Consider the following 16,683-nt stretch of genomic DNA (forward strand, 5'->3'; position numbering starts at 1 on the left):
TGGGCCAGGGCCATCGAGTTTCTCGATGGGATCCGCTCGGTCTTCGTATTGGCCGCCCGCGCCGAGTCTCCCCAGAGTGGATGTCGGGGGGAAAAGGAGGACTCATGGAGGTAGTGGTCCACGGACACGGCGTCGACGTCAGCGAGGCGCTGCGGATGCACTGTGAGCGGCGGATCGGCTTCGCGGTCCGCCGGTTCCAGGAGCGTGTCGATCGCGTCGACGTGCACCTCACGGATCTGAACGGCCCGAAGGGCGGCGAGGACCTCGAGTGCCGCGTGATCGCGCGCGCGCCCGGCGAGGAGCCGATCGTCGTGCGCGCCGTGACCTCGGACGCGTACGCGTCGGTCGATCGAGCCGGCGCCAAGATCTCGAGCGCGACCGCGAGGCGCGTCGGACGTCTCCACGTCGCGCGCCGCGCGCCTGGGCTGGAGGCGACGACGTGACCGACGTTCCGCGGAGGCCGAGCCCTCCGCGCGACGAGGGCGAGACGAAGCAGGCGCGCGAAGCCAGGCGCGAGGAGTCGATCGATCGCATCCTCGCCGACTCGTTCCCGGCGAGCGATCCGCCGCCCTGGACCCCGACCGGCGGCAAGCGCTGAGCGAAAACGACGAGAGGCGCGCGACCCGGTGGGGACGCGCGCCTCTCGTTCAGGTCTCGTCGATGAAGGGGCTCGGCAGCGCAGGCCCGGGCGTCGGGATCACGGGCTGCATGGGCTCGCTCGGCGGATCGGTCGCCGGTTCCTCGCCCTCGACCTCACCGCTGGTGGTGCGGCGGGTGCGGAACTGATCGAAGGGGACCATCACCGCCTTGCGGAAGCGCTCGACCGACGCGGCGTCGTCGAGATCGACATCCGACGCGACGATGCGCGCGTAGCGCCCGAGCGCGCGCGAGAAGCGCTGCATCGCGTGCTGAAGGCGCGTCGTGCTGGGCGTCTCGCGCGGCGTCTCGCCGACACCGAGCGCCTCGCGCAGCGCGTTGGTCGCCTTCTTCGCCGAGGGGTGGTACTCGGGCCCCGCGAGCTCGTCGATCGCGGCCTTCAGGTCCTGCTGGTGGATGACGCGCAGCACGCGATCTCCCTCCGACCACGCGGCGTGCGCGTCGAACGTGATGAACCCGTGGCCCTCGGGGAAGAGCCGCGCGTGGAGCTTGCCCGCGCGTGCGCCGTTCGGGCTGAGCGACGCGGGGAGACGCGCCTTGCTCATGAGCGCCTCGCTCATCCCGCCCCACGCCGCGCGGAAGTCCTCGAACGACGGGCGCACCGCCGCCGTCACCTGGCGCTCGGTCTGGATGTCGTCGACGTGCACCGCGAGGTCCTCGATGCGCTCGAGCTGGTCGACGCCCGCGCGAGCGAGGTCCGTGGGTGCGTTCACGCGCAGCGAGCCCGCGATGGACTTCGCGTGTCGCGCCTGGATGCGCACACCGTCGACGTAGGTGCCGAAGGTGATGGGCTCGGGGTTGTAGATCATCTCGACGGTACGGGTCGGGCTCGGCATGGCTGGCTCGTCTGCGTGGGAACGGGAGTGCAGAGGGCGAGAGTCACCGTGACCATCGCCTTGCGAGCCTGGGTGTCGGACCGAGCTGCCCGGCGTTGCGTGCGACCGAGAAGTCTCGCGTCGAGCGCGCGCAGAGATGCCGAAAGCGCGAGCGACGAGCGGGGAGCGACACCCGGGGTGGAGCGAGCCGGGAGGTCGCGGCGTCGACCAACCCGGAGGGTGGTGGGATCCGTAAGCGTTGCGGATCGACCAACCCGGAGGGTGGTGAGATCCGTAAGCGTTGCGGATCGACCAACCCGGAGGGTGGTGAGATCCGTAAGCGTTGCGGGTCGGACCATCCCGGAGGGTGGTGGATCCGTAGGCGTTGCGGGTCGGACCATCCAGGAGGGTGGTGAGAGGCCGAACACTGGGCTCCGGTCACCCTGGCGGGTGGTTCGAGCCGGCTCGGCCTTCCGGTACGCTCCGTCAGCTCGTGAAGCGCAACCTGCTCGACACGCTGCTTCGATTCGCCGCGAGCTCGCAGCACGCTCACGAGGATCCGATCACCGAAATCCTCGCGTGGCTGCTCTGGAACGAGCCCGCGTTCATGCGCGCGTTCGTCGAGCTTCTGTCGCGCCGCGTGCCCGCCCTCGCGAGGGCTTCGCTCCAGCCAGACACGCAAGTGATCACACCGCGGGCGCGTGGTGGTGGCGTCTGTCGCTACGACCTCGTCCTCGAGGACCGTCGCGCTCCGGCGCGTGTCGTCGTGGAGCTGAAGATCGACCACGATCTCACGCCCAGCGGCGCGGAGCTCGACTCCACGTGTCCGCGGCACCAGGTGCACGACTACCTCGAGCTCGCGGAAGCAGACCCGCCGGGCTCGCACTGGGTGTTCACGCTCGCACCAGGCCTCGTCGATGTCGGTGAGGACGCCGAGCGGCACCCGTGCTTCGGCGGCCACCTACGCTGGCAGGAAGTCCACGACGCGTTCGCGCGAGTGCTGCGACTCGATCGCAGCGACGCGCTCGAACCGACCGCGAAGGCGCTCGCGACCCAGTTCCTCGAGGTGATGGAGGCTCGTCAGATGGCACATCCGAAGCTGACGTACGACGGCGCCGTCGCCGCGCGCCGGTTCATGCGCTTCCGCCAGTCGTTCACCGAAGTCGTGACGGCCGCGTGGAACGAGATGCACGCCGACGGAACGCTCGAAGGCTTCATCAAGGTCAACGCCGCAGCGTGGCAAGACGAGCATCAGAGACTCGGATACCGACTCTGGGTGCGATCGAAGGACACGACGCACTTCGGATTCATCGGCCTCTATCTCGGCGACGACACGACGTTCGACGACGTGCCCGATCTGTATTTCTTCCTGGAGGCACCGCCGAAGTCGCCGGCCCAGCGCGCGCTGGAGCAGCGAGCAGCCGACGTCACGGCGATCGTCGCGTCGCTCAACGCACGTGACGCACGAACCGTGTGGCGATTCTCGCCGGGCGAACATCAAGTTGTCTGGGCGACGCAGAGCATCGCGCATGCGCTCGCTGATACGGACCCGCGCGCTGCAATCCTCGCGTGGTTCCGACAGACGGTCCTCGCAGCGCGGGATGGCGGGCTGCTGAGCATCTATCGAGAAGCGGTGAAGGACTCGTAGCTTCGTGGGGCCGTCGCGAATGGCCCGCCCGATTCGAGATGTCAGATGTCCTTGCGTCATCCAGAATTTTTGCTCGAAGCCATCGTCGAATGGTGGGACCGCTAACGTTAGCGACCACGCCGACCCTCGAAGTTGGGAACGCCAGGTTAGCGATCACACCCAACTCCCGAGCTCGACGTCGCTAACGCTAGCGATGAGCCCCGCTGTGCGGGTTCCGAGTGGTCACCACCCGCCGACGTGCTTCGACAACGTCAAACGCAGCGCGGGCTCGCGAACTGATGGGCATGCGTCACCTGCGTGGATTGAGTGACGATCAGCATGGCGCGATGTGAGCACACCATCGCCTCCTCGATCGCTACTGAATCGCGTCCCTCCGTCGAGCTCGTACGTGCGAGCTCGATGAGCACGTTCCGTTGGGCCGTTCGGTTGCGCTATGCTTCCTTGACATGACGCTGACCGAGTACGACAAGGCATACGCCTCGTTCATCCAGCAGGCGATCCTCGGGTTTGCTGAGCAAGACCCGCTGCTGTCGAAGATCAGAGCGGTCACCTCGCGTCATCGGGGGCCACACCGACTCTACCACGAGCAGAAGCCAATCGATCTGCAGACGGTCGAAATGGAGAGTGGCTCAACACTCGCATTCGATGCAATTCGCAGGAGCGACATCGAGGCTGTATCCGCCTTTGTCCACGAGCTCGCATCCGGATACGTCGAGCAGATGTCGAAGCAGTTCTTCGCCTCGGCGGATAAGGTGGTCGGAGTGACGGGTCTTGAGTTCGATGCGCGCGGCAAACCGCTCAGCTGGGATCTCGTGAATGATATGCTCGAGCGGATGGATATCGATTTCGATGAAAACGGAGCCCCCAAGCTGCCGAGCCTGGTTGTGAATCCGCAGGTCGCGCGAGAGTTCGAGAATCAGGCGATGACTCAAGAACAGAGCGCTCGCCATGCTCAGATAATCCAGGCGAAGAAGGAGCAATACGATGCTGCAAAACGTAGTCGCCGCATTTCTGTCTGACCTGCGCGAACGCGATCTGGATCTTCCGCTGCTCGCCTTGCTTCATGCGGACGAGTTCTTCGATATTCACTTCACGCATGGAAATGCGGAGTTTGGGAAAGATTTTCTGGCGAAGCGAAAGAGCTCTGATGGGTGTATGGAGCAGTGGTGCTTTCAGTCCAAAGCGGGTGACATAAATCAAAGCACCTGGAGGAACGATGTCCAGGGACAGCTGTTGGAGGCTGCTACTTCAAATCTCGGTCATCCTGGATTCGACACAAACCTGCCCCGCCGCGTCGCTCTGATCGTCACGGGACGCCTCGCTGGCAACGCTGCCCTCGCAGCGCAGGATTTCAACGAAAACTATGTTCACGGCAAGCTGGGGCTGGCGAAGATCGAGTTCTGGACGATTGACGTGCTTGCCGAGCGGTTTACTCAGAAGACCCTCGCCGCACTTGGGCCACAGCCAGACGATCTGCGCCGCAGCGGCGCGTTTCTTCAATTCCACGGCGATGCACTACAGGGTAAAACGACCGCTGCTGCGCTGGAGACGTACTCCCAGACATGGCTGCCCCGCGATGACGATACAGAAGTATTCAAGGTAGCGTTCGAGGCCGCGTTGATCGCCCAGGCGCTTCGCCAACGAGAACGCCACTACGAAGAAGTTCACGCTTACCTTGCGCTGGCTCGTGCACTGCTAGCCATGATTCATGATCGCGGTTCTGACAGTGAAGAGCTTGTGCTTCTGCGTGACGCTGCGCGCGCGGGTGCGCGCGATGCCTGTAGTCGCTTTGTCGCCTCTGTCGAGCCCGCTTGGAGATCGTCCAAGTGCGATCTGGTCCGCTCCGAACTGCCCGGCGTCGCGGAGCCCGCGCACTACCTTGTGTACTGCGCGCGCATGGTTGAGATCGTATCACTTGCGTTCTTCTGGTCGTCGGAACCCGCGACGCGCGTGACGCTCGGGAAGCTGCTGGATGAGTTCGTGGCCGCAGAGCCTGGTGCGGGCCATCCGCTTTCGGATCGCCATGTCGTCTCGCTCGTGTGGGCCGCGCTTGTTCTCATCGCCACTGGAAGGCGCGAATGCGCGACGAAGCTGATCCGCAACGCGACCGTCTGGCTCTGTGATCGCTTCGAGGATGGCGGAGGCCTCGCGTCGGTGGACGCAGATCCTGCTGACGAGATTCGTGCCGTGTTCGGCGCCCGCTTCGAGTTCGTCGAGCAAGCCGGCTCGAGACACAGCTTTTGTGCATGCGCACTCGCTGACCTCGCAGCCTTTCTGCAGGACGGTCAACTGTATGCCGACGTGGTTAACGACCTCCTGGCGACGAAGATTGCCGCGCAGTATTGGCAGGCGGCAGACACGCCTGGGCAGTTCGTCGTGGAAGGAGAAGACGTCGTCCAATTCATGAGCGTCCGGTTCGAGGAGACGCTTCCCCACGGAGATGGGTCGTACGCCGAACACGTAGTAACGGAGCCGGCGCAGTTCAGCGCTTCGAAGATTGCCGGGCCGAGCTGGTACATTGGCTTGAGCCTCCTGCTCAGGGACCGCTACTTCGTCCGACTCTGGCAAGCGATCGTTGCGGGCTCGCCGTAACGCTTCTGCTCGCTCGGCAGGACGCGCGACGGACCGACTACGCCGGGACATCAGTCGCGCGGCGCCGTGCCGGTTGTTGAACGATCATCAGATTGGCGCGACGCGCAGACGCCGGTGTTGGCTTGCGATGAGCGCAGGTTGCGGCTGCGGCTGGGATGTCGATCCTTTCGCGACGATTCATGGCGACCGCGTCGTTCGACGCCGGCGATGGACGCGCCGCCCAAGCGTGCCGGCTCGTCAGCAGGCAGTCCCGCCGCCGCGGAGCTTCGGGAAGCGGCGGTTCGGTCCGGCAGAACTCGCGCGCGTGGGTCGGTTTCTTCGAGATGTCCCTGGCGCGGAGAAGTCGCCGCGGCCGCGGAAGCGAAAAACGTCGCCTTCCCCTCGGTCCGCGTCCTATCCCCCAGACCCCGTCGCAACCGACCCGCACCCACTCGGCGCCCACTCGCACTCGAACTCCCCATTGCTCGTCACGTATCGCTCGTAGAAGTCGCCGCACGTCGGATTCGAGTCGTGGACGCAATTGAAGTCCAGATCGATCTCCATCATGTGCGGGTCGGCCGGTAGATCGATCTCGTCTCCTCGCCTGACCGGCTCCGGGGCGCCTTCGAAGAAGTGCGCTTGCGCGGTCGGGGGACGGGAGTCGGACGTCTCGAAGAACAACACGCAGCGCAGGCCGGTGTCGGTCTCGATGCTGGCGTCGAAGGGGTCGTGCGGGCCGGCGATGTCGCGGGTGTGGATCCACGTCGCGCCCGCGCCGTCGTCGATGACGTTCGTGTCGTTCCACGTCTCGACCATGCGGTCGTGGAGGTAGGCGTCGGTCGAGAGGAAGAGGCGATTGTTCTCCGCGCCGCCGCTGCTCGTGCCGTCGTCGCCGCCGCCGAGCACGAGGTACACGCGCTCGACGTGCGCGAGCATCGGGAGCCCGTCGGGCGTGATCGACGTGAAGAGGCGGTGGGTGATGGTCAGGAAGACCGCGCGGCGGCTCTCGTCCATCGACGACCAGCGCTCGCATTCATCATCGCCGAGCGTCGCGAAGAGGCGATCGCGCATCGCGGCGAGCGTCTCGGGGCCGGCGTCGGGTGGCGGTGCGTCGGTCGGTGCTTCCGCCGCGTCACGCGGTGCGGCATCGAGCTGGACAGCGATGGTCGCGTCGCGCGAGGCGGCGTCGAGCCCCGCGTCGATCGACGCTGGTGCGCTCGCGCAGCCGGCCAACAAGAGCGCCATGGCGATCCTCGTCACCCCGCGATCGCATCACGAATCGGCCGGCAGCGCGAGACGGTCACTCGCGGACGCTTCGGGCGCGCGTGATCTGCGACGGAGTCACGCCGAGCACGCGGCGCATGCAGCGCGCCATGTGGCTCTGGTGCGCGAAGCCGGCCTCGAGCGCGATCTGGCTCGTGCCGAGCTCGCCGCGCAGCAGCAGCGCCCGCGCTCGCTCGACGCGCCTGCGGATGACGTACTCGTGCACCGGGATCGACGTCGAGCGCTTGAAGAGCACGCGGAAGTGCGACGCGCTCACGCCCGCGACCTTCGCGAGCCGCACCAGCGAGAGGTCGCCGTCGAGGTGCGCCTCGATCCACTCGGTCACGCGCGCGAGCTGCCGCGGCGAGAGCCCAGCCGCTCGGCGCGGCGTCGTGGGCGCGCGATAGCTCGCGAGCAGATGCACGGCGAGCGCGAGGCCGAGGCTCTCGCGATAGAGCGTCGTGGACCGCGCCGCGGCGCGATGCTCCGCCTCGAGCGCCCACACGATGTGCTCGACCTGCGCGTCGCGGAAGCAGAAGCGCGGCTCGAGCGCGGCGCGATCGGGATCGAGCCCGAGGTCCTCCGCGGCGAGACGGATCAGCGAGGGCGGGAGGTACAGATCGATCACGGAGCTCGGATCGTCCTGTACGCACTCGTCGAACCCGCCGATCGGCACGAGGCTGATCTCGCCGCGCACGACGACCGCGCGTGTCGCGACGCGATGACACGAGACGCGCGCGGGCGCGCTCGCGTGGATGCTGAGGCAGTGATCGGCGGTGGCCCCGAAGCGCACGGTGCCGGGCGCGAGATGGCGCAGCTCGAAGCGCGGCTCGACCCTCGGTGAGAACGCGGTCAGCGACATGACGCGACCATAGGGCTCCGAGCAGCCCGATCGCCATCCGATCGTGCTCACGAACGCAGCGGATCGTGCGCGACCCGTCGCGCGTCGAGCGGTAGCGATCCGTGCACGAGAGGAGAACGACATGGCACGAGTTTCCATCTTGGGTGCGGGTCGCATGGGCACCGCGCTGGTGCGCGCGCTCGCGAAGGCGGGGCACGCAGTGACGGTGTGGAATCGAACGGAGTCGAAGGCGCGGGCGCTCGAGGCTGCCGGTGCGCGGATCGCGCGCTCGCTCGTCGATGCGGCCGACGCGGACCTCGTGATCGACATCGTCAGCGACTACGACACGAGCGCTGCGCTGCTGCGCGACGCCGAGGTGCAGCGCGCGCTGCGCGGCAGGACGTTCCTCGAGCTCGCGTCGGGCACGCCCGCCGAGGCGCAGCGCGCCGGGGCGTGGGCGGCGGAGCACGACATTCGATATCTCGATGGCGCGATCATGGCGACGCCCGACTTCATCGGTCAGCCGGGCTGCACGATCCTGTACTCGGGGCCGACGGAGCTCTTCGAGGCGCACCAGGCGACGCTGCGCGCGCTCGCGGACAACGGGCTCTATGTCGGTCGCGAGATCGGGCATGCGAACGTGCTCGACAACGCGATCCTCGTGGTCCTCTGGGGCGCGGTGCACGGCGTGCTGCACGGGGCGGCGATCTGCGAGGCCGAGGGCTTCTCGCTCGCGACGTTCCGCGGTGCGCTCCGAGGATCGTGGCCGGTCGTCGAGCCGCTGCTCTCCTCGGCGCTCGAGCGGATCGAAGGGCGGCGCTGGGCCGCCGACGCGACGACGCAGTCGGCGCTCGCGCCCGCGCTGGCGTCGGTGCGTCACCTCCTCGCGATCAGCGAAGCGCACGGCATCGACGCGGGGCTCCCCGAAGCGTTCCACCGCGTGATCCAGCGCGCGGTCGAGCGCGGCCATCGCGACGACGACATCGCATCCGCGTACGAAGGCATGCGCTGAAGGCTCAAAGACTCTCGAAAAATCGGCTCGCCCGCCCGCCCCTACCGTCCGCGCGCTTCGCGCGCTCCCGTCCGGGACGTGCGGGACGAGCACTCCGGTAGGGGCTCACTCGTGGAGGAGCTTCTGAATCGTGCAGAGCCCGAACGTGATGGCGGGCACTCCGAGACAGAGCGCGATGTAGATGAGCGTGAACGTCAGGTCCATGGCTCGCACACATAGGCCCGCTCGAGTCCTCGGGGCACGCTGCGCGAGAGCGCCGGCCCAGTCACCTGCTCCGGTCATCGACTGAACCCTGCGGAGAGAGCTGAGCGCGGTGACTCGACCTCGCGCGGCACCGGTCCTAGGTCGCGCGGATGGTCGACACAGGACGCGCTCTCACTCGAGTCACCGACGGAGTCTGGGTTGCCACCGAGCCGGTGCGCATCGTCGGGATGCGGCTCACGACGACGATGACGGTGCTCGCGCTCCGCGATGGGAGCGTGCTCGTCCACTCGCCGATTCCCGCGACGCCCGAGCGTCGCCTTGCGGTCGAGGCGCTGGGGCGCGTCGCACACCTCTACGCGCCCAACACCTACCATCACATGTGGCTCGGCGAGTGGGCCGCGGCCTATCCCGACGCCTGCGTGCACGCGCCGCCGGGGCTCGCGGGCAAGCGGCCCGAGCTGCGCATCGGACGCGTGCACGGCACGACCGGCGATGGCGCGTTCCACGACGCGTGCGACGAGCTGCGGATCGATGGGTTCCGGCTCGAGGAGAGCGTGCTGGTGCACCGCCCCAGCGGGACGTTGGTGGTCACGGATCTCGTGCACAACGTCGGGCGGCCCGAAGATCCGTGGACCGCGTTCTACGCGAAGACGATGGGCTTCTATGATCGTGTCGGGCTGAGCCGCGTGCTCCGGCTCGCCGCGTTCTCCGATCGTCGCGCGGCGCGCCGCAGCGTCGACGACGTGCTCTCGCGATCGTTCGATCGGCTCGTCGTCGGACACGGCACACCGGTCGAGACCGGCGCGCGCGACGCGCTCGCGGCCGCGTGCACGTGGATGACGTGACTCACCCGAGCCAGGCCTCGAGCTCGGCGCGGGTCGCGTCGTCCATCTCGATCCAGGTCTCACCGCCGCTCGCGAGGACGAAGCTCAGCGCGGGGCTCTGCATGCCACGCCGGATGATCGTCGTCCGGTAGAGCCTCGCGATCGGCGGACGATCCTTCCGCAGCGCTTCGATCAGCGGGTGCCGATCGAGCCCGCCGAGCTCGAGCTGCGCATACCCGATCCCTCCGACGCTCAGCAGCCCGAACACCGCGGCGAACCCCAGCGGAAGGCCGATGTCGTCCATCGTGCCCGCTCCGTCGAAGTACACGCCCGCGAGGATGCCGAGCACGCCCAGGCACAACACGAGCGCGATGACCGACCACATGCGCACCCATCGCGGGTGCGCGGCGAGCTGCTCGCGCACGAAGCGCACGAGCACGGCGCGCCGCGCATGATCGGGCCCGGAGCGCCGCGCCGGGGCAGGCTCGCTCCGCGGCGGACCGAAGGCCGACATCAGCACCCAGCGATTGAGGCGGCGACCCGGATGCGGATCGGTGCGGTGGACTGCGCCGGTCGCCATGTCGAATTTGTTTCCGTCGCCCTGGTCGAGGCCGACCGCGAACCACGCGCTCGGCCCGAACGCGAGGCCCGAGATCGTACGGTCCGCGTACTGCGCGTGGCCGACGGTCTCGCGCGACGGATAGGCGAGCACGACCGCGAGGTGATCGCCCGCCTGCAGTCCGACGCGATCGCCGCGCGCCGAGCAGACGACGCCGCGGATCGGCGCACGCTCGGGCGCGTTGGTGACGTGTGCGACCTCGAGCCCGTCGAGGCGGTGGAGCGATCCGCCGTTCGCGACGAGGAAGAAACCACCGGCGTTCCACGCGATCGCGTGCACCGGGCCCGGCACCCGCGTCGTGCCGGTCGGATGGCCCTGGGCGTCGAAGCGATGGAGCGCGCCGTCGCGGGTGCCGACGAGGAGCGTGTCGTCGCTGCCGAACGCCGCGGCGGTCGCACCCGGCACGTCGATCGCGCGCGGCGCTCCGCCGAGGAGCGATACGACGCCGCCGGGATGCACCGCTGCGCAGCGTCCGTCGAAGTCGTGCGCGAGCGCCGTCGCCGGGACGCCGAGCGGGACCGAGCGCACCTGTGTCGCGGTCTCGTGCGACCACATGGCGAAGACACCGCTCGCGTCGAGGCTGACGATCGCGATCGCGCTCGATCCGACTCCGACGAGCGGCGCGCCCACGTCGGTGCGCCAGCGAGGTGCCTCGCTCGCGCCGTCGTACACGAGGAGCTCGGAGCCGTCGGCGATGACGATGCTGTGCCCCTCCTCGTCGTAGTCCATTCGGCTCATGGCCGCGTGGTACGCGCGCTCGAGGGGCCGAGCTTCCCGGGGAGCACGAGGTGCTCGCCGGCGTATCGTGCCGTCGGTGAAGGACCTGCTGTCGGGCCAGGAGGCAGACTCTCGGGTGATGGGACCGACTCGCGTGTGCGTGCTGGCGTTCGTGATGTGCAGTGTCGCGTGCGGAGGAGCTGCGGTGTCGTCGACCCACACTGCCGACGTCGTGTCGCGTGTGCAGCAGCTCGAGGTCGCGTTCGGCGAGCGCATCGAGGTCGATGGCGAGACTCTCACGCTCGACGGGCTCACGCTCGCAGACGAAGAGGGCCAGTCCTTCGGAGTGCGGCTGTCGCGCGACGATGGGACCAGCATCGATGTGTGGAGCCCCGGCTACGCGCGGCTCGGCGAGTGGGTCTGGAGGCTCGAATCGGTCGACGAGGATCGCGCGCGCGTGTCGCGCGTGCACGCGCCGCTGACTCCGCGGGCGCTCGTGTGGGGAGAGCGCATCGAGCTCGGCTGCGCCGACGTGCTCGAGGGCGACGACGGATGGCGCTTCCATGCGCGCTCGGTGCGAGGGACCGGCGCGGTGTGGCTGCTCGAGATGATCGGCGAGCGCGGGGACGAGCGCATCGAGCAGGTGATCGACGTGCAGCCGGAGCACGCGCACGAGCAGATGCTCGACGCGGATCATCACGTGCTCGCGTGGACGACTCCGACGCTCGACGCGCACGGCTGCGCGAGGACGCGAGTCGAGCTGGCCAATCCACACATGCAGATCCTCGATGCTGGAGACGGCTCGGACATCACGCTGCGGGTGCGCGGTCGCGCGCGGGTCGGGGACGTGCTGATCGGATATCGCGGCTGGGGCGAGATGATCGAGTCCGACGGAGAAGGACGCGGTCTCGTGCAGATCGAGATCGAGCGCGGGGGCGAGGTGATCGCCTCGTCGCTGTGCGTCGTGGGCGACGACTGCACGCTCGGCGAGTGGGTGGTGCGCGTGGTCTCCGCCGGGCCGAGTGAAGCGCGCATGAGCGTGCGACGCGCCGAGTGAGCCTCATCGGAGGAGCGCGCGCGCCTGCATCGCATCGAGGGCCCTCGGGGCTCTCTCGTCGCGCTGGGCGGACATGCCCCTCGGGAGGACGATCGTGAAGGTCGAGCCGCTCCCGAGCTCGCTCGAGACCGTCAGCGTGCCTCCGTGCGTCGCGACGATCTGGTGCGCGACGTAGAGGCCGAGCCCGAGCCCGCCGTACTTCGTCCACGAGACGCCGCGATAGAAGCGCTCGAACGCGTGCTCGAGCACCTCGGGGGCCATGCCGATCCCCTGATCGCGCACCACGACTCGCGCGCCGTCGCCCTCGCGCCCGACGGCGATCTCGATCGGTCGCCCCGCGCCGAACTTGATCGCGTTCTCGAGCAAGCTCGTCAGCACCTGATCGAGCCCCAGTCGATCCCATCGCCCGATCACCGGCGCTCCGGCGTCGACCGTCACGACCGACCCCGACCTCGTCCGCTCCGCGTCGAGCTTCGCGACCACCTCGTGCACGAGCGCCGCGAGGTCGAGCTCCTCGCGCTCGATGGGGAGGGTCGCCGACGCGAGCTGTGTCGTGTCGAGGAGCGATTGCACGAGCCGCTCGAGACGTCGGATCTGTCGCTCCATGCGTTCGACGTGCGGACCGTCGCCCGTGCGGCGGAGCACCTGCGCGCCGAGCTTGAGCGACGTGAGCGGCGTGCGGAGCTCGTGCGATGCGAGCGTGAGGAACTCGTCGCGCACGCGGGTGGCCCCCTCGGCGGCGTGGCGAGCGCGGGTCTCGGCGTCGAGCGTCCGCGCGAGCTCCACGCTCTGCTCCTTGACCCGCTGCTCGCTCGCGAGCGCGCGCTGCACCATCGCGCGGTGCCCCTCGAGCACGGTCTGGACGAGCGTGCAGACGAACGTGAGCCCGGCCGCGGTCGCCAGCCACATCCGGATCCACACGTCGGCCGTCCGCGGCACCGCCGGGGAGCGCTCCGCCAGGTCGGAGACTCCCGCGAGACTGGCCCACGCGACCGACGCGAACACGACGAGCATGGCCGCGATGCTCCCGACCAGGCCGCGACGACCGAAGAAGATCGTCCACGCCGTGCAGGTCGCGGCCATCCCGAGGCTCACCCCGACGAGCGGTCCGACGTGCAGCAGACTGCACGCGCTCACCACGGCGCCGCCGGTGCAGAACATCGTGGCCTGGAGCCGCACCGACGCGCGACGGAACGCGAGGAGCGCGAGCGCGACCAGGTAGCTCAGCACCGCGGCGAGCACGACCCAGATCGAGACCGTGTCGGTCAGCCATGCCTGCACCCAGCCGAGCGTCAGGATCGGGGACCAGAGGAGAACGAGAAGGCCCCGCGCGAAGACCAGCACGCGCCGCTCGATCTCGGCGAGCGGCTCGGAGCCGCTCTCGATCGAGCCACGATCCCGATCGCTCGAGGCCACGACTGCGACATAGCCCCTCGGGGTCGATCGCACTCAGCTCATCGTTGGCTCACGACGAGGCGCGCGCCGTGACGAGCCAGCTCGCGGCGGTGAAGCGCGCTGCGCCGTCGCGCAGCGAGGGCGCGTACGCGGCGCGCAGCGCTTCGGTCGTGCGTGCGCGGGTCGTCTCGTCGGCGTCGCGCAGCGCGAGGCCGACCGGGCCGAGCTTCGTGACGTAGGCGAGCAGGTCCTGCTCCGCGATCAGCGTGGGCACGTCGGCGGCGCGGACGTCGACGTTCGTCCAACCACTCTCGTCGAGGATCCGTCGCACGCGATCTCCGTCGGCGAACGCGAACTGCCCGGGCGCATCGGGATCGGGCGCGCGCAGCGGGAGGAAGGGCGCGGCGGCGCGCGGCGCGAGGGTCATGAACGGATTCTCGGCAGGGCTCCGCCACGCGACGAACGTGAGGGTCGCGCCGGGTCGTGCGGCGCGCCGGATGTTCGCGAACGCAGCGACGGGGTCGTCGAAGAACATCACGCCGAAGCGCGAGATCACCGCGTCGAAGTCGCGGGGCGTGAACGCGTGGGTCTGCGCGTCGGCGCGGAGGAACGCTGCAGGCGGGGTGGCGCGCGCCTCGGCGACCGCGATCAACGGCGCGGAGATGTCGACGCCGAGACAGAGGCCCTGCGGGCCGAGGCGCCGCGCCATCGCGAGCGTCGTCGCGCCGGCGCCGCAGCCGATGTCGAGGACGCGCTTCGCCTCGCCGGGGAACGCGCGCTCGACGAGCAGGGGCTCGAACGGCGCGAGCATGCGATCGAGCACGTCCTGCATCTCCGCCCAGGTCCGTCCGCTGGCTTCGTTCCAGAGGGCGGCCTGATCGCGATTGGGGGAGTCCGTATTGCGCTGGGTGGTCATGAGCGGCAGCTTGCGAGCTCAAGTCGACTTGAGGTCAAGCGATGCGCGAGCTCGACATCTCGGAAGTGGCTCGACGCTCCGGCGTGCCCGCCTCGACGCTGCGGTTCTACGAAGAGAAGGGCCTCATCCGCCCGACGAGGCGGCGGGGCGCACGTCGTCAGTTCGACGAGGGCGTGCTGGAGCGACTGGCGCTGATCGCGCTCGGTCAGGTCGCGGGCTTCTCCCTCGACGAGATCGCCCGGATGTTCGCGCCCGACGGACTGCCGCGCATCGAGCGCGAGCGGCTGACGGCGAAGGCCGACGAGCTCGACCAGACGATCGCGCGGCTCGGCGCGCTGCGCGACGGGCTGCGCCACGCGGCGGCGTGCCCTGCGCCGAGCCACATGGAGTGCCCGCGGTTCCGCCGCATCGTGAAGCTCGCCGCGGCCGGTCGTCTGGAGCACCGGACGCCGGAGCGAAAAAAAGATCGGGCGGGTGTCGGAACCGGGCATGGTCGTTCGCTATCCGGGGGAAGGGCCGGCGTGCCCCCGACGAAAGGACCGACGAAATGACCAAGAAGTTCATGCTGATCTACCGCAGCGACGTGACCGCCGAGCAGGAGCAGCAGCCGTCCCCCGACGAGATGCAGGCGATCCTCGCGCAGTGGCAGGCGTGGAAGGAGAAGTTCCCGTCGATCGTGGACATGGGCGACGGGCTCCTGCCCACCGGGCGCAGCATCAAGGCCGGCGTGGTGACCGACGGACCGACGGTCGAGTCGAAGGAGATCGTCTCCGGCTACTCGATCGTGGCGGCGGCGAGCTACGACGCGGCGATGGTGGTCGCGCGCGCGTGCCCGATCCTCTTCGCGCCGGGCTCGAGCGTCGAAGTGCGCGAGCTCGCGGGCTACTGAGATCGGATGAGCGAGGCGCACCAGACGATCGGGCTCGTGCTGCGACACGAGTACGGTCGTCTGGTCGCGGCGCTGCTGCGCGAGTTCGGGACGAGCCGCATCTCGCTCGTGGAGGACGGGCTCTCGCAGGCGATGCTCGAGGGCACCGTCGCGTGGCGGGCGCGCGGCGTTCCGCCGAACGCGCGCGCCTGGCTCCATCGCGCGGCGCGGCATCGCATCGTCGACGAGCTCCGGCGACAGCGAAGGCTCTCCACGCTCGACGACTCGCTGCTCGAGGCAGAGGAGGGCGAGCCCCAGGCGAGCCTGGGCGACGACGTGCACGACGACGAGCTGCGCGCGCTCTTCGCGTGCGCGGAGCCGTCGATCCCGCTGGCGTCGCAGATCGTGTTCGCGCTGCGCACGCTCTGCGGGTTCTCGACGCGCGAGATCGCGACGCGGCTCGTGACGTCCGAAGAGAACGTGCAGAAGCGCTGGGAGCGCGCGCGAGAGCGACTGCGCGAGGTGGACCTGCGGCTCGAGCTCTCGGAGGCGGAGTGGCCCGCTCGCTCCGAGGCGGTGCTGCGGATGATCTACGTGCTGTTCACCGAGGGCTACTTCGCGTCGAGCGGCGAGCGGGTGTTGCGCCTCGAGCTGTGCCGGGAGGCGCTGCGACTCTGTCGTCTGGTGGCCGAGCATCCACGCTACGCGTCGCCCCGGGTCCTCGCGCTGCTCGCGCTGATGCACCTGCACCACGCGCGGCGGGACGCGCGCACCGACGACGAGGGCGCTCCGGTGCTGATGGAAGATCAGGATCGGCGTCGTTATCACCGCGCCGATCTCGTGCTCGGGCTGCGCGCGCTCCAGGCCGCGGCGCGCGACGGGCTCGAGTCGAAGTACCACCTCGAGGCGGCGATCGCGGCGGAGCACGCGTTCGCACCGACGTTCGAGGACACGCGCTGGCGGGAGATCGTCGCGCTCTACGATCGGCTCGCGCGCGTCGACCCCTCGCCGCTGCACGAGCTGCACGCGGCGATCGCGCTGTCGTACGCGGAGAGCCCGCACGCCGCGCTGACGCGGCTCGATGCGCAGCGGCCGCCGACGTGGCTGAGGGAGTCGCACCTGTGGCTCGCGACGTATGCGGATCTGCACCGCCGGATGGGCCATCGCGACGAGGCGATCGCGCTCTACGAGAAGGCGATCGCGCTGGCGCCGCCGTTCGAGCGCGTGATCCTGGAGCGGCGCCTGATGCGAGAGCGCGACGAAGCCTGACGGCGTG

17 protein-coding genes are annotated in these 16,683 nt (G+C 69.1%); 11 read left to right on the plus strand and 6 right to left on the minus strand.

Features of this window, described 5'->3' with window-relative positions; genetic code table 11:
* The first annotated feature begins 104 nt into the window (after positions 1–104).
* The gene (locus I5071_RS43125) at positions 105–443 is read left to right on the plus strand and encodes an HPF/RaiA family ribosome-associated protein (protein WP_236519238.1); all 339 of its coding nucleotides are present in this window, start codon (positions 105–107) and stop codon (positions 441–443) included.
* Positions 440–598 carry a hypothetical protein gene (locus I5071_RS43130; protein ID WP_236519239.1) on the plus strand — a complete coding sequence of 53 codons (159 nt, stop codon included), beginning with the start codon at positions 440–442 and terminating at the stop codon, positions 596–598. The genes I5071_RS43125 and I5071_RS43130 overlap by 4 nt, the downstream gene beginning before the upstream one ends.
* A 49-nt stretch (positions 599–647) precedes the next feature.
* Here the strand turns inward: I5071_RS43130 and I5071_RS43135 are convergent, their stop codons facing one another.
* Positions 648–1,493 carry a hypothetical protein gene (locus I5071_RS43135; RefSeq protein ID WP_236519240.1) on the minus strand — a complete coding sequence of 282 codons (846 nt, stop codon included), beginning with the start codon at positions 1,491–1,493 and terminating at the stop codon, positions 648–650.
* Between the two features lie 472 nt (positions 1,494–1,965).
* Between I5071_RS43135 and I5071_RS43140 the strand changes: the two genes are divergently transcribed.
* The 3 genes from I5071_RS43140 (at position 1,966) to I5071_RS43150 (ending at position 5,712) form a co-directional block, all read left to right on the plus strand.
* Complete coding sequence (locus I5071_RS43140; RefSeq protein WP_236519241.1) at positions 1,966–3,120, plus strand: hypothetical protein; 1,155 nt, start codon at positions 1,966–1,968, stop codon at positions 3,118–3,120.
* 446 nt (positions 3,121–3,566) lie between these two features.
* Complete coding sequence (locus I5071_RS43145) at positions 3,567–4,139, plus strand: hypothetical protein (protein WP_236519242.1); 573 nt, start codon at positions 3,567–3,569, stop codon at positions 4,137–4,139.
* On the plus strand, positions 4,105–5,712 hold the full coding sequence (locus I5071_RS43150) for a hypothetical protein (protein WP_236519243.1): 1,608 nt from the start codon (positions 4,105–4,107) through the stop codon (positions 5,710–5,712). Before I5071_RS43145 ends, I5071_RS43150 begins: the two co-directional genes overlap by 35 nt.
* 393 nt (positions 5,713–6,105) lie before the next feature.
* Here I5071_RS43150 and I5071_RS43155 read toward each other — a convergent pair whose 3' ends face one another.
* Both I5071_RS43155 and I5071_RS43160 read right to left on the minus strand, forming a co-directional pair.
* Positions 6,106–6,951 carry a hypothetical protein gene (locus I5071_RS43155; protein ID WP_236519244.1) on the minus strand — a complete coding sequence of 282 codons (846 nt, stop codon included), beginning with the start codon at positions 6,949–6,951 and terminating at the stop codon, positions 6,106–6,108.
* A 40-nt stretch (positions 6,952–6,991) separates the two neighbouring features.
* The gene (locus I5071_RS43160; protein ID WP_236519245.1) at positions 6,992–7,816 is read right to left on the minus strand and encodes an AraC family transcriptional regulator; all 825 of its coding nucleotides are present in this window, start codon (positions 7,814–7,816) and stop codon (positions 6,992–6,994) included.
* A 121-nt stretch (positions 7,817–7,937) separates the two neighbouring features.
* On the opposite strand from I5071_RS43160, the gene I5071_RS43165 reads away from it, so the two are divergent.
* Both I5071_RS43165 and I5071_RS43170 read left to right on the plus strand, forming a co-directional pair.
* Positions 7,938–8,807 (plus strand): NAD(P)-dependent oxidoreductase, encoded by an 870-nt coding sequence (locus tag I5071_RS43165; RefSeq protein WP_236519246.1) that lies wholly within the window; start codon positions 7,938–7,940, stop codon positions 8,805–8,807.
* Between the two features lie 353 nt (positions 8,808–9,160).
* Positions 9,161–9,856: a DUF4336 domain-containing protein gene (locus I5071_RS43170; RefSeq protein ID WP_236519247.1), complete on the plus strand. Its 696-nt coding sequence runs from the start codon at positions 9,161–9,163 to the stop codon at positions 9,854–9,856.
* A gap of 1 nt (position 9,857) precedes the next feature.
* Here the strand turns inward: I5071_RS43170 and I5071_RS43175 are convergent, their stop codons facing one another.
* Positions 9,858–11,192: a hypothetical protein gene (locus I5071_RS43175; protein ID WP_236519248.1), complete on the minus strand. Its 1,335-nt coding sequence runs from the start codon at positions 11,190–11,192 to the stop codon at positions 9,858–9,860.
* 184 nt (positions 11,193–11,376) lie between these two features.
* Between I5071_RS43175 and I5071_RS43180 the strand changes: the two genes are divergently transcribed.
* Complete coding sequence (locus I5071_RS43180; protein WP_236519249.1) at positions 11,377–12,228, plus strand: hypothetical protein; 852 nt, start codon at positions 11,377–11,379, stop codon at positions 12,226–12,228.
* A gap of 3 nt (positions 12,229–12,231) precedes the next feature.
* Here I5071_RS43180 and I5071_RS43185 read toward each other — a convergent pair whose 3' ends face one another.
* Both I5071_RS43185 and I5071_RS43190 read right to left on the minus strand, forming a co-directional pair.
* On the minus strand, positions 12,232–13,644 hold the full coding sequence (locus tag I5071_RS43185; protein WP_236519250.1) for a sensor histidine kinase: 1,413 nt from the start codon (positions 13,642–13,644) through the stop codon (positions 12,232–12,234).
* A gap of 49 nt (positions 13,645–13,693) precedes the next feature.
* Positions 13,694–14,539, minus strand: a complete 846-nt coding sequence (locus I5071_RS43190) for a class I SAM-dependent methyltransferase (RefSeq protein WP_419249618.1) — start codon at positions 14,537–14,539, stop codon at positions 13,694–13,696.
* A 41-nt stretch (positions 14,540–14,580) separates the two neighbouring features.
* Here I5071_RS43190 and I5071_RS43195 point away from each other — a divergent pair, with 41 nt between their 5' ends.
* The 3 genes from I5071_RS43195 to I5071_RS43205 are packed head-to-tail and all read left to right on the plus strand — an operon-like array spanning position 14,581 to position 16,676.
* Complete coding sequence (locus tag I5071_RS43195) at positions 14,581–15,090, plus strand: helix-turn-helix domain-containing protein (protein WP_236519252.1); 510 nt, start codon at positions 14,581–14,583, stop codon at positions 15,088–15,090.
* A complete protein-coding gene (locus I5071_RS43200; RefSeq protein WP_236519253.1) occupies positions 15,087–15,428 on the plus strand; it encodes a YciI family protein in 342 nt (113 codons plus the stop codon). Before I5071_RS43195 ends, I5071_RS43200 begins: the two co-directional genes overlap by 4 nt.
* 6 nt (positions 15,429–15,434) lie before the next feature.
* Entirely contained in the window at positions 15,435–16,676 is a 1,242-nt protein-coding gene (locus I5071_RS43205; RefSeq protein WP_236519254.1) for an RNA polymerase sigma factor, read from the plus strand.
* Positions 16,677–16,683 lie beyond the last annotated feature (7 nt).

The organism is Sandaracinus amylolyticus, from assembly GCF_021631985.1.
Taxonomy (GTDB): Bacteria; Myxococcota_A; Polyangia; order Polyangiales; family Sandaracinaceae; genus Sandaracinus; species Sandaracinus amylolyticus_A.

What these genes read in the sequence shown, in the direction of transcription:
- I5071_RS43190 (WP_419249618.1), bottom strand. Translation starts at nt 14,539, where the DNA reads ATGACCACCCAGCGCAATACGGACTCCCCCAATCGCGATCAGGCCGCC.
- I5071_RS43195 (WP_236519252.1), top strand. Translation starts at nt 14,581, where the DNA reads ATGCGCGAGCTCGACATCTCGGAAGTGGCTCGACGCTCCGGCGTGCCC.
- I5071_RS43125 (WP_236519238.1), top strand. Translation starts at nt 105, where the DNA reads ATGGAGGTAGTGGTCCACGGACACGGCGTCGACGTCAGCGAGGCGCTG.
- I5071_RS43175 (WP_236519248.1), bottom strand. Translation starts at nt 11,192, where the DNA reads ATGAGCCGAATGGACTACGACGAGGAGGGGCACAGCATCGTCATCGCC.
- I5071_RS43205 (WP_236519254.1), top strand. Translation starts at nt 15,435, where the DNA reads ATGAGCGAGGCGCACCAGACGATCGGGCTCGTGCTGCGACACGAGTAC.
- I5071_RS43160 (WP_236519245.1), bottom strand. Translation starts at nt 7,816, where the DNA reads ATGTCGCTGACCGCGTTCTCACCGAGGGTCGAGCCGCGCTTCGAGCTG.
- I5071_RS43145 (WP_236519242.1), top strand. Translation starts at nt 3,567, where the DNA reads ATGACGCTGACCGAGTACGACAAGGCATACGCCTCGTTCATCCAGCAG.
- I5071_RS43165 (WP_236519246.1), top strand. Translation starts at nt 7,938, where the DNA reads ATGGCACGAGTTTCCATCTTGGGTGCGGGTCGCATGGGCACCGCGCTG.
- I5071_RS43200 (WP_236519253.1), top strand. Translation starts at nt 15,087, where the DNA reads ATGACCAAGAAGTTCATGCTGATCTACCGCAGCGACGTGACCGCCGAG.
- I5071_RS43150 (WP_236519243.1), top strand. Translation starts at nt 4,105, where the DNA reads ATGCTGCAAAACGTAGTCGCCGCATTTCTGTCTGACCTGCGCGAACGC.
- I5071_RS43135 (WP_236519240.1), bottom strand. Translation starts at nt 1,493, where the DNA reads ATGCCGAGCCCGACCCGTACCGTCGAGATGATCTACAACCCCGAGCCC.
- I5071_RS43170 (WP_236519247.1), top strand. Translation starts at nt 9,161, where the DNA reads ATGGTCGACACAGGACGCGCTCTCACTCGAGTCACCGACGGAGTCTGG.